This window comes from Candidatus Rokuibacteriota bacterium (assembly GCA_016209385.1).
Classification (GTDB): domain Bacteria; phylum Methylomirabilota; class Methylomirabilia; order Rokubacteriales; family CSP1-6; genus JACQWB01.
Genome location: JACQWB010000037.1, coordinates 1 through 9,745, shown reverse-complemented (window position 1 = coordinate 9,745; position 9,745 = coordinate 1). Strand labels below are relative to the sequence as shown.

The window sequence follows — 9,745 nt, the reverse complement described above, 5'->3', positions numbered from 1 at the left end:
CTGCTAAGGGAAGGCGGGATTCGCTCCGGACCTCCTACCGGAACGGCATCCTGGAGGTCACCGTCGCCAAGGCCGGGAACGGCACGTGAAGCTGATCCTCTTCGGGGGCAAGGGAGGAGTCGGCAAGACCACCTGCGCCTCGGCCGCCGCAGTCCAGCTCGCCGACGCCGGATGCCGGACGCTCCTGGTGTCGGCCGATCCCGCCCACTCGCTTTCCGACTCTCTCGAGCACGAGATTGGCCCTGAGGTCCAGAAGATGGAGGGGGTGGAGAACCTCTCTGCGCTGGAGATCTCGGCCGAGCGGCTCTTCCTGAAGTTCAAGGAGGAGCACGGGGAGGAGATCAAGCGGATCTTGGAAACCGGAACCTACCTGGACGAAGGGGACCTCGACGACCTCTTTTCCCTCTCTATCCCGGGGCTTGACGAGGTGATGGCCCTCATGGAGCTGGTGGAGCTGATGGATCGGGGGGAGTACGACTTCCACATCCTGGACACGGCCCCCACGGGCCACGCCCTGCGCCTCCTGGCTCTCCCCGAACTGCTGGATGAGTGGATCAGGGTCCTGGCCCGGATGCGCTACAAGTACCGCTATGTGGTTTCCCGCTTGGCGCGGCGGGAAATCCACGAGCCCGCGGACGACTTCCTCTTCACTATGAAGCGGACGGTAAGGAAGATCCAGGGGCTCCTCCGCGATCCAGGCCGGTGCGAGTTCGTGGTCGTCACCATCCCGGAGACGATGGCCATTGCCGAGACCCAGAGGCTGGTCGAGGAGCTGGGCCGCATGAAGATCCCCGTCCGGTGCCTGGTCGTGAACCGGATGGTTTCCTCGGAGCGCGGGGCGTGCCCCTTCTGCCACGAGCGGTGGCAGGAGCAGCGGGGCTTGCTCCAGAAGTGTGAGCGCGCCTTCCCCCAGCTCACAATCTTCAAACTGCTGGAGCACCCCCACCAGGTGAAGGGACTTCAGCGGCTCAGGGGGGTTCCCCTCCCTGTCCAGTGGTTCAGCGCGGATCCCGTGGTCGTGACGGAACGAGGCCTTGAGTGATGGAGGAGCGGCCTTCCAAACCCCTGACCCTCCGGGTGGCAGAGGCCCTCCCCAAGGACGTAGGCCGCGGCCTCGCCCGCCTTGACCCCGAGGACATAAAGGCCCTCGGCGCCGATGTGGGCGATATCGTCCAGATCCAGGGAAAGCGCCAGACCGTGGTCAAAGTGATGCCTGCCTATCAGGAGGCCAGGGGGAAGGGGATCGTTCAGGTGGACGGCCTCACGCGAACCAACGCCCAGGTGGGACTGGACGAGAGGGTGACGGTGACGAAGATGCAGGCCAGGCCGGCGGTGAGGCTTACCCTTTCCCCCCTTTCCCTGATGCGCCCGGCCCAGCGGGAGCGGGACACCCGCTACCTCGCCCGGCTCATCGAGGGGTTGCCGGTTCTCACCGGCGACCGGATCCGAGCCACCCTCTTCGGCACCATGGCCCAGGAGTTCACCGTCCTGGAGACCGCACCGGGCGGGGCAGTCATCGTTCAGCCCACTACCCTGCTCCGCGTCCGCCAGGCCGAGGGCCCGGTGGAGCCTTCCAAGGTCTCTTATGAAGACATCGGCGGGCTCCACCGGGAGATCCAGCGGGTCCGGGAGATGATCGAGCTCCCCTTGAAGTATCCCGAGGTCTTCGAGCGGCTGGGGATTGGCGCCCCCAAGGGGGTCCTCCTCCACGGCCCGCCGGGCTGCGGCAAGACGCTCATTGCGAGGGCCGTGGCCAATGAGACTGACGCCCGCTTCTTCGCCGTGAGCGGGCCAGAGGTGATCCACAAATTCTACGGAGAGTCGGAGGCCAAGCTCAGGAAGCTCTTCGAGGAGGCCGAGCGCCAGGCCCCCAGCATCGTCTTCCTGGACGAGATCGATGCCATCGCCCCCAAGCGCGAGACGGTGGTGGGCGAGGTAGAGAAGCGAGTAGTGGCCCAGCTCCTGGCCCTCATGGACGGCCTCCGCTCCCGCGGCCAGGTCATTGTGATCGGCGCGACCAATCTTCCCAATCTCCTCGATCCGGCCCTTCGGAGGCCCGGTCGCTTTGACCGGGAGATCACCATCGGCATCCCGGATAAGCGGGGTCGGCGGGAGATTCTCGAAATCCACACCCGGGGGATGCCCATGGCCGAAGATGTGGACCTGGAGGAGCTGAGCGAAATCACCCACGGCTTTGTGGGTGCGGACCTGGAGGCGCTCTGCCGGGAGGCGGCCATGGCGGCCCTCCGCGCCCTTCTCCCCCAGATTGAATTTGAGGTGGGCGCCATCCCCTACGAGGCCCTCATGGAGATCAGGATCCACCGGGCCCATTTCTTCGAGGCTCTCAAGGAAGTGGAGCCCTCCGCCCTGCGGGAGATCAGCGTGGAGGTTCCTGATGTGCGGTGGGAGGACGTGGGCGGGCTCGATGCCGTCAAGCAGGAACTGGTGGAGGCCATCGAGTGGCCGCTCCGCTATGCGCCCCTCTTCCAGCATGCCCGGGCCAGACCCCCGCGGGGTATCCTCCTCCACGGCCTCCCCGGGACCGGCAAGACCATGCTGGCCAGGGCCGTGGCCACGGAGAGCCGGGCCAACTTCATCGCCATCAAGGGGCCCCAGCTCATGTCCAAGTGGGTGGGGGAGAGCGAGCGCGCCATCCGGGAGGTCTTCAAGAAGGCCAAGCAGGCCGCCCCCTGCCTCATTTTTCTGGACGAACTCGACGCTCTGGCGCCGAGGCGGGGCCTGGACCCATCGGGTGTCTCGGAACGGGTCCTGAGCCAGCTCCTCACCGAGCTGGACGGGATCGAGGAGCTTCGGGGGGTTATAGTCGTGGCGGCCACGAACCGGCTGGACATCGTCGATCCGGCCCTCCTCCGCCCCGGCCGCTTCGATTCGCTTATCGAGATCCCAATGCCCGATGAGGGGGAGCGGCTTGAGATCTTGCGAGTCCACACGAAAGGAAAGCCCCTGGCCAAGGATGTGGATCTGGCCGTCCTGGCCAGAGAGGGCCAAGGGCTGGCTGGAGCTGAGATCGAGGCGATCTGCCGGAAGGCCGCCATGCTGGCCATCCGAGAGTACGTGGAGGTCCATCCGTGGGGGAGCGATCCGGACTTTCAGGGATACGTCGTGCGCATGGCTCATCTGGTAGAGGCCATGAAATCCATTGGAAAAGGAGGAGGGAGGTGAGCGTGAGATGAAGGCACGCGTCCGGTATGGTGACCCTCGCGGACATGAAATCTCGAAGGAGATGACGCAGAGCCACGGGAGGGGGACCGTCCTGGTAGTGGACGACGAGGAGGAGATCTGCCGCCTCCTGGCCGAGATCTTGGCGTTGGGTGATTTTAGAGTGGCGACAGCTCAGAATGGCCGCGAGGCGTTGAGGCTCGTTGAGCAGGAGCCTCCAGACCTCATCATCCTGGACCTGGTTATGCCGGAGATGGATGGCGTCGAGACCCTCAGGCGGATCAGGGCGCAGGGCAATACGACGAGAGTCGTGATCCTCACGGCCCAGGGGACGGCTCAGTATGCTCGGGAGGCCATGGCGCTGGGGGTGACGGAGTTTCTCGGTAAGCCCTTTCACTTGGACCGGCTCCTCACGCTTGTAGCCCAGGAGGTGGGGAAAGCAATGAGGGGTGAAGAGCAAAGGACGTGAGGCGGCTCATCTATGTCCCCGTCATCCACAGCATGGTGGACATGGGGTCCAGGGCGGAGGCCCTGAAGCAGGAGTCCATCCGGCGGTTTGGGGGCGAGCGCTGGGCGAGGAGCCGCCGCATGATCGACGAGGTCTGGGAGGGGATCAGGGCGAGGCTCTTGGCCCTCGACCTCCCCTGGGAGAGGGTCAGGATCTATCAGGACGGCCTTCCCGTCTCGGGGAAAGAGCTTGAAATCACCCGGGATGTGGCGTCCCAGGGGAGCAAGAACTACCAGATCGTCATGGAGCTAGTCGGGAGAGGGGCGAGGCTCATGGGGACGGAGTCGCCCGACCTGCTGAGCCGGGAGTACACCCACATCAAGCGGATCGCCGAGGCGCCGACCGACGCCGAGCGGGAAGAGGCCACGCGACGGTACGCGGCAGAGAGCGCAGAGATCCTGAAGGAGCGCGACGCCTTCATCGCCCGGCGGATCGCCGAGACGCTGCAGGAGGGAGAAGTGGGCCTTGTCTTCCTGGGAATGCTGCACGAGGTGGATCGCCTCCTCCCCGAGGGAATCCAGGTGGAATTTCTCATCGACCGGCTCCCCCTGCGGGAGGTGGAGGAGCGCTCATGAACCCTGACGCCGGTTGGTACCTCTATGCCTTCCTCTGCCACGAAGACCTGCCGCCGTTGACGGGGATCGACGGGCGCTCTCCCCTGAGCCTCATCGCGGAGAACGGGATCGCGGCTCTGGCGAGCCCGGTCCTTCTGGCCGAGTTCGGTGAGGAGGCCTTCCGCCGGAACCTGGAGGATCTCCACTGGCTAGAGGAGAAAGTGCGCCTTCATGAGGCCATCGTGGAGGCGACTCTGGCCAAAGGCCCGGTTCTTCCCATGAAGTTGGGCATCATCTTCACGGACCCGGAAAGGATCCGGGCAGTCATCCGAAGGAATGCTCGGCGCATCCGGGAGGCCCTGGAGTTCCTGAGAGACAAGGTCGAGTGGGGAGTGAAGGGGTTCGCGGACCGTGCGGCACTCCGCGCCGCGGTGTTCCGCAGCGACCCGGAGCTGGTTGCCCTCTCCCGCGAGGCGAGCCCCAAACCGCCCGGGCAGGCGTTCTTCCTTAAGAGAAAAATCGAGGAGACCGCCTCCGAAAAATCCCAGGAGCGTGAGGAAGTGCTTGCCCGCGAGGCCCTGGAGGCTATCCGGGGGACAGTGGTGGAGCTGGCAGCGTATCCTCCCCTCCTCCCAGAGCCCCCGCGGGGAGAGAGGATCATCCTCAACCTGGCTTGTCTCGTGAGGCGGGAGGAGGTGGAGGCCTTCCTCGCGGAGGTGGAGCAGTGGAACCGGGGCCACGCCGAAGAAGGCTTCAGGCTCTTGGCCTCGGGCCCCTGGCCCCCTTACCACTTTGTTCGGTGGGTTGACGATGAGGGATAACGGTCAGCCTGCTTCCAGCCGGGAGCGGCAGGTCACGCTCCTTGAGACGCTCGATCGCCTCCTCAACCGGGGGGTCGTGGTCGCGGGGGATGTAACCCTCTCTGTGGCCGATGTAGACCTGATCTACCTGGGCCTCCGGCTCCTCATCGCCTCCGTCGAGACCGCCAGGGAGTTGGGCGTTCGAGCGCCAGGGGAATAAGCGATGAATGGCCTCTACCTCTACGGGATCGTCGGCTTCCCCCCGCCCCTGTTACAGGAGATCCGAGGCCTCGGAGGGTGTCCTGTTTTTCTCGTCTCCCATGCAGACCTGGCCGCTGTAGTCGGCCGGTCAGCGCTCCACCCCTGGCCCGTCGACGAGGCCCACCTGACCGTCCACGAGACGGTAGTGGAGGAGGTGATGGCCGCCCGCCCCATTCTTCCCGTTCGCTTCAATACGTGTCTCAGGACCAAGAAGGCGGTCATCGCGCTACTGGAGGAACGGGCTCAGGCATTTGGGTCGGCGCTTGAGCGGGTGGAAGGGAAGGTGGAAATGGGGCTTCGGGTGCTCTGGAAGGCGGCCAGAGACGCCGAGGTTTCAGCGGACCAAGAAATCGAGGAAACGGGGCCGGGAACGGAATACCTCTGTGGGAGGCTGAGGGAGGAGCGGCATCGGGCCAAACTCCTCCGGGCCGGGGAGAGATTAATTCAGGAGGTTCAGCCGCTCTTCCGCTCCCTGGCTGTAGAAAGCTGGCTTCAGCGGTTCCCCACCGCCCGGTTGCTCTTCACAGGGGCCTATCTCGTGGAGCGGTATCGGGTGGACGCCTTTCGGGAAGGTATGGCCAAGGCCCGGAAGGAGTTTCCCCGCCTCAGCTTCCTCCTCACCGGCCCCTGGCCTCCGTACCACTTCGTCAACGGAGCTCACGATGAAGCCCAAGACACTGTCCACGCCTGAGAGCTCCTTGGACGAGTTCGAGGGAGAGCTGGAACGGCTCCCTGAAGCCCTGCCGAGGCGGATCAACGCCGACCCGGAGAAGGTCGAGCAAGGGCTGGCCAAGCTGGTGCTGACCCTCGTCGAGCTGCTCCGCCGGCTCCTGGAGAAGCAGGCCCTCCGGCGCATCGAGGCCGGCTCCCTCACTCCTGAGGAGATCGAGCGAATGGGAGTGACGTTCCTGAGGCTTGACGCGAAGATGGCGGAGCTCCGGGCCCTCTTCGGCCTCACCGAAGAGGATCTCAACCTGTCTCTCGGCCCGCTCGGGGACCTGATGTGATCGCGCCACCCCTGCGTCCGACGGATGCTGAGAGAGAAGAAACGATGGGCACCCGCGGGATCTGGGTGGAGATCGCGGGACCCCTTCGGCTCCGTGTGAAACTGGCGACAGTTGCCATCCTGGCCTTTGGTCTCATGGTTTTCATGGCATGGGTCATGTGGGACCAGAATCGGCTGATCGCCAGCCAGCAGGCCGAGATCAAGCGCCTCCAAGGGTATATCCGGCACCTCGAGGAACGCCTTGGAATCCTGATCCGGATCAGGTCCCGTCGCCCCACACTCCCCGAAGAGGAAGCAACAGCCTCGCTCAAGCGGTCGAGCAGAGAGTCACCGTGAGGATAGCGCCGGTGTGCGGAGGAGGGGAAAGGAGCCAGCATGCTTGAATCAGTACCCAACATCGACTGTCCCATCGACCTCTTTCCCAAACAGGAGAGCAAAATTCAGGAGCTTATCCAACGGATCAACGAGGCCAAGGGAATCCAGCAGAAGGCGGAGCTGGCTCATGCGTTCCGCGAAGAGGTGGAGATCCTCCTCCAGTGCTCAGCCTTCGACGAGGGCAATGTCCATTGCGTGAACTGCCAGGCCATCTCTGGCGCCCGGCGGAAGACGGCTACGCTGATCCTGAAAACCGAGAAAGCACTGACCCGGACCTCCAAGGTATGAATCCCCGCTCCGCCGGGACGGGATGGGAGCCGGCGGGATTGAGATGAGCGAGTCGGCGGTGGCGACCCGAGTTGCGGTGGTGGGGGCAGGGAGGGGCGGAAAGGCTCTGATCCAGCTCCTCGCGCAAAACCCTGAGGTGGAGATCGTGGCCGTGGCGGACGTCAATGCCGAGGCTCCCGGCCTCCTGCTGGCCCGCGAGCGCAGCCTCCCGACCGTCGGCGAACACCGGGCGGTGTTTCGCTACAGCCCCGAGGTCGTCATCGAAGTCACCGGCAAGTCAGAAGTGCTGGAGGCGCTTCTCAGCGAGCGGCCTTCGAGCACGGAAATCGTCGGCGCCAAGAGCGCCCGCCTCCTCTGGGACTTCATCGAGGCGAGGGAGCAGACGGCCAAGCGGTTGGAGACCTTGCTCCTCCTCTCCCAGACTCTCACCTCTACGCTGCATCTGGAAACCGTCTTTGACCTGATCGTGGAGGCGGCGGTCATTCTCCTAGAGGTAGAGGCGGCCGGACTCTGGGTGATTCAGGAGGACTCCGGGGAGCCGGCCCTCAGAGCTAGCGCCGGGACCGCTGAGATTCTAGCGCCGTCTTCCGCCACGCTCACCTGGGTCGAGGAGTTGGTGCGGGAAGTGGCTCAGGGGACGGGGGGCCATCCCCGCACCGAGATGGTGGCTCCGGTTGGGACCTTTGCTGGAGTCCCCCTCAGGAAAGAAGAGCGGGTCCTGGGGGTGCTCGGGGTGATCAGCCGCATGACGCGCTCATTCACCGAGGCCGACCACGACCTCATGGACTCCTTCGCGAGTCAGGCGGCCATTGCGCTCGAGAATGCTCGGTTGTACGACAGAGCGACGCGGGCCATCGAGACGCTAAAGCAGAGCCAGGAAAAGGTCGTGCAGCTCGAGAGGCTCCGGGCCCTCGGCGAGATGGCGAGCGGGGTTGCCCACGACTTCAACAACATCCTGGCAGCTATCGTGGGGCGCGCCCAGCTCCTTCGCCCCGACCTGGAAGACCCTGTCCTGAGGCGATCGGTGGAGGTCATCGAGCGGATGGCCTGGGATGGGGCGCGCACCGTCCGCCGGATCCAGGAGTTCACCAGGATCCGTCGGGGACAGGCGTTTGTGACGGTCTCTCTGAACGAGCTGGTCGACGATGTCCTCGATGCCACCCGCCCACGCTGGAAAGACCAGGCTGAGGCTCAGGGGATTCGGTACGAGGTAATAAGAGAGCTCGGAGAGGTCCCGACCGTGGCCGGCGATCCTTCGGAACTCCGGGAGGCCCTGATGAACGTCGTATTGAATGCCCTCGACGCCATGCCCCACGGCGGCACCCTCCGAATCCGGACGGCCTCGGCTGAAGGGTCCGTCACCGTCAGCATCGCCGACGCAGGGTGCGGTATGTCCGAGGAAGTGCGACGACGGGCCTTCGAACCGTTCTTCACCACCAAGGGAGCCCAGAGCACCGGCCTGGGGCTCTCCGTGACCTATGGGATTCTCCGTCGGCACGGAGGCGACATCGGAATCCAGAGCCGGGAAGGACAAGGGACAGCCATCACCGTCCGCCTCCCTGCCGGCAAGGGTGCTTCCACTGAGCGAGAGGCGGAGTCACCCCCGACCGCTCCCAAACGCGCCGCCATCCTCGTCATCGACGATGAGGAAGACGTGCGAGCCATCCTGGCAGAGGTCTTGATGGCCCAGGGGCATTCAGTCAGGATGGCCGCCAGCGGGAATGAAGCGCTGGCCCTCTTTCGCGATGAACACTTCGATCTGGTTTTCACCGACCTCGGAATGCCAGAGATCTCCGGCTGGCAGGTGGCGCGGGCTATCAAGGAGGTCAGCCGGGAGACACCGGTGATCCTCGTCACCGGCTGGGGGGAACAGTTCGATCCGGAAACGGTCGGGAAAGGTGCAGTGGATTTCATCCTCTCCAAGCCATTTCAAATCAATTCCGTGCTGACCCTGGTCGTCCGAGCCTTGGACCGGAGCACTGGGCCGATCAGCCGAGTCGGAAATGCCTGATTCTACTCGAGCAATTGCAGAAACCGGCGGGCGTCGTCGAACATGGCGGTGTTGTGACCTTGGCCCACCTGAGCCGACCCAGGAGAACCTATCGCCGCAAAAAACCGACGAGCCGGAGTAGGCCGTGGTGCTCCTGGTATCCCCTGCTGCGGGGTGGACTGGTAGCAGAGTGGTAGCAGTGGACAGAGTGGGGAACGCTCGTCCTACCTGGGCCTCCACCACTTCGCCGCGAACCTGGCTGCCGCTACACCTTGAGGCAGTGAGCGGCCCGTATGGAGCCCGACTGCTGGGCTAGCTTTTGGTCCTCGTGAGTTCCGCGGCACACGCGCTTGCGACTGCTGAGTTGGGCGCGCTGGTTCCTGGTATAGCGGCCCAGCCGCCCTTTTCGACAAATTCTCGTTGTTGCCACGAATCAGTTTTCCGGAGTTCTGCCAGTTTCGTGGTTGCGTCGGATTGCTTCATGAACCTCTCGACGCAGATCGGGGTGAGAGCGGCGACAACAGCTGACTCAGCACGTTGCTGTGCCATTTTCTCGGCTGTGCCGCCGAGGGTCCACCCCAACCATGAAAAGCCGATGATCATGGTCGCCACAGCGCCGATGATCGCACCCCAGACCCCTGGTTTAAGCCAAGGTGCTTGCATTACACACCTCCTCGTTTGGGGGAGAATCACTCTTGTCCAAATTAGAGATTGAGAACGCAAGAGCCCCCTCAGGTATGGTGGTGTTGAGGCGGATCAGGCTTCGACACCCCCACCGAAAGG

Annotated in this window: 11 protein-coding genes; all 11 read left to right on the top strand. The window is 64.4% G+C overall.

The window, feature by feature from the left end:
- Positions 1-85 precede the first annotated feature (85 nt).
- Genes HY726_02640 through HY726_02590 form a run of 11 tightly spaced genes read left to right on the top strand, consistent with a single transcriptional unit; the run spans position 86 to position 8,983 of the window.
- The gene (locus tag HY726_02640) at positions 86-1,042 is read left to right on the top strand and encodes an ArsA family ATPase (protein ID MBI4607891.1); all 957 of its coding nucleotides are present in this window, start codon (positions 86-88) and stop codon (positions 1,040-1,042) included.
- The gene (locus HY726_02635; GenBank protein ID MBI4607890.1) at positions 1,042-3,183 is read left to right on the top strand and encodes a CDC48 family AAA ATPase; all 2,142 of its coding nucleotides are present in this window, start codon (positions 1,042-1,044) and stop codon (positions 3,181-3,183) included. The genes HY726_02640 and HY726_02635 overlap by 1 nt, the downstream gene beginning before the upstream one ends.
- A 7-nt stretch (positions 3,184-3,190) precedes the next feature.
- Positions 3,191-3,649, top strand: a complete 459-nt coding sequence (locus HY726_02630) for a response regulator (GenBank protein ID MBI4607889.1) — start codon at positions 3,191-3,193, stop codon at positions 3,647-3,649.
- Positions 3,646-4,263, top strand: a complete 618-nt coding sequence (locus tag HY726_02625) for a hypothetical protein (GenBank protein ID MBI4607888.1) — start codon at positions 3,646-3,648, stop codon at positions 4,261-4,263. Before HY726_02630 ends, HY726_02625 begins: the two co-directional genes overlap by 4 nt.
- Positions 4,260-5,063 (top strand): GvpL/GvpF family gas vesicle protein, encoded by an 804-nt coding sequence (locus tag HY726_02620; GenBank protein ID MBI4607887.1) that lies wholly within the window; start codon positions 4,260-4,262, stop codon positions 5,061-5,063. The genes HY726_02625 and HY726_02620 overlap by 4 nt, the downstream gene beginning before the upstream one ends.
- Positions 5,053-5,262: a gas vesicle protein gene (locus HY726_02615; protein ID MBI4607886.1), complete on the top strand. Its 210-nt coding sequence runs from the start codon at positions 5,053-5,055 to the stop codon at positions 5,260-5,262. The genes HY726_02620 and HY726_02615 overlap by 11 nt, the downstream gene beginning before the upstream one ends.
- A 3-nt stretch (positions 5,263-5,265) precedes the next feature.
- Positions 5,266-5,994, top strand: a complete 729-nt coding sequence (locus HY726_02610; protein ID MBI4607885.1) for a GvpL/GvpF family gas vesicle protein — start codon at positions 5,266-5,268, stop codon at positions 5,992-5,994.
- Entirely contained in the window at positions 5,966-6,310 is a 345-nt protein-coding gene (locus HY726_02605) for a gas vesicle protein K (GenBank protein MBI4607884.1), read from the top strand. The genes HY726_02610 and HY726_02605 overlap by 29 nt, the downstream gene beginning before the upstream one ends.
- A 44-nt stretch (positions 6,311-6,354) precedes the next feature.
- Positions 6,355-6,645 carry a hypothetical protein gene (locus HY726_02600; protein MBI4607883.1) on the top strand — a complete coding sequence of 97 codons (291 nt, stop codon included), beginning with the start codon at positions 6,355-6,357 and terminating at the stop codon, positions 6,643-6,645.
- 39 nt (positions 6,646-6,684) lie between these two features.
- Complete coding sequence (locus HY726_02595) at positions 6,685-6,972, top strand: hypothetical protein (protein MBI4607882.1); 288 nt, start codon at positions 6,685-6,687, stop codon at positions 6,970-6,972.
- A 43-nt stretch (positions 6,973-7,015) separates the two neighbouring features.
- On the top strand, positions 7,016-8,983 hold the full coding sequence (locus HY726_02590; GenBank protein MBI4607881.1) for a response regulator: 1,968 nt from the start codon (positions 7,016-7,018) through the stop codon (positions 8,981-8,983).
- Positions 8,984-9,745 lie beyond the last annotated feature (762 nt).

Bases quoted from the DNA above. Each gene is read 5' to 3' on its own strand.
- HY726_02610 (MBI4607885.1), top strand. From the start codon at position 5,266: ATGAATGGCCTCTACCTCTACGGGATCGTCGGCTTCCCCCCGCCCCTG.
- HY726_02615 (MBI4607886.1), top strand. From the start codon at position 5,053: ATGAGGGATAACGGTCAGCCTGCTTCCAGCCGGGAGCGGCAGGTCACG.
- HY726_02630 (MBI4607889.1), top strand. From the start codon at position 3,191: ATGAAGGCACGCGTCCGGTATGGTGACCCTCGCGGACATGAAATCTCG.
- HY726_02605 (MBI4607884.1), top strand. From the start codon at position 5,966: ATGAAGCCCAAGACACTGTCCACGCCTGAGAGCTCCTTGGACGAGTTC.
- HY726_02595 (MBI4607882.1), top strand. From the start codon at position 6,685: ATGCTTGAATCAGTACCCAACATCGACTGTCCCATCGACCTCTTTCCC.
- HY726_02635 (MBI4607890.1), top strand. From the start codon at position 1,042: ATGGAGGAGCGGCCTTCCAAACCCCTGACCCTCCGGGTGGCAGAGGCC.
- HY726_02620 (MBI4607887.1), top strand. From the start codon at position 4,260: ATGAACCCTGACGCCGGTTGGTACCTCTATGCCTTCCTCTGCCACGAA.
- HY726_02590 (MBI4607881.1), top strand. From the start codon at position 7,016: ATGAGCGAGTCGGCGGTGGCGACCCGAGTTGCGGTGGTGGGGGCAGGG.
- HY726_02600 (MBI4607883.1), top strand. From the start codon at position 6,355: ATGGGCACCCGCGGGATCTGGGTGGAGATCGCGGGACCCCTTCGGCTC.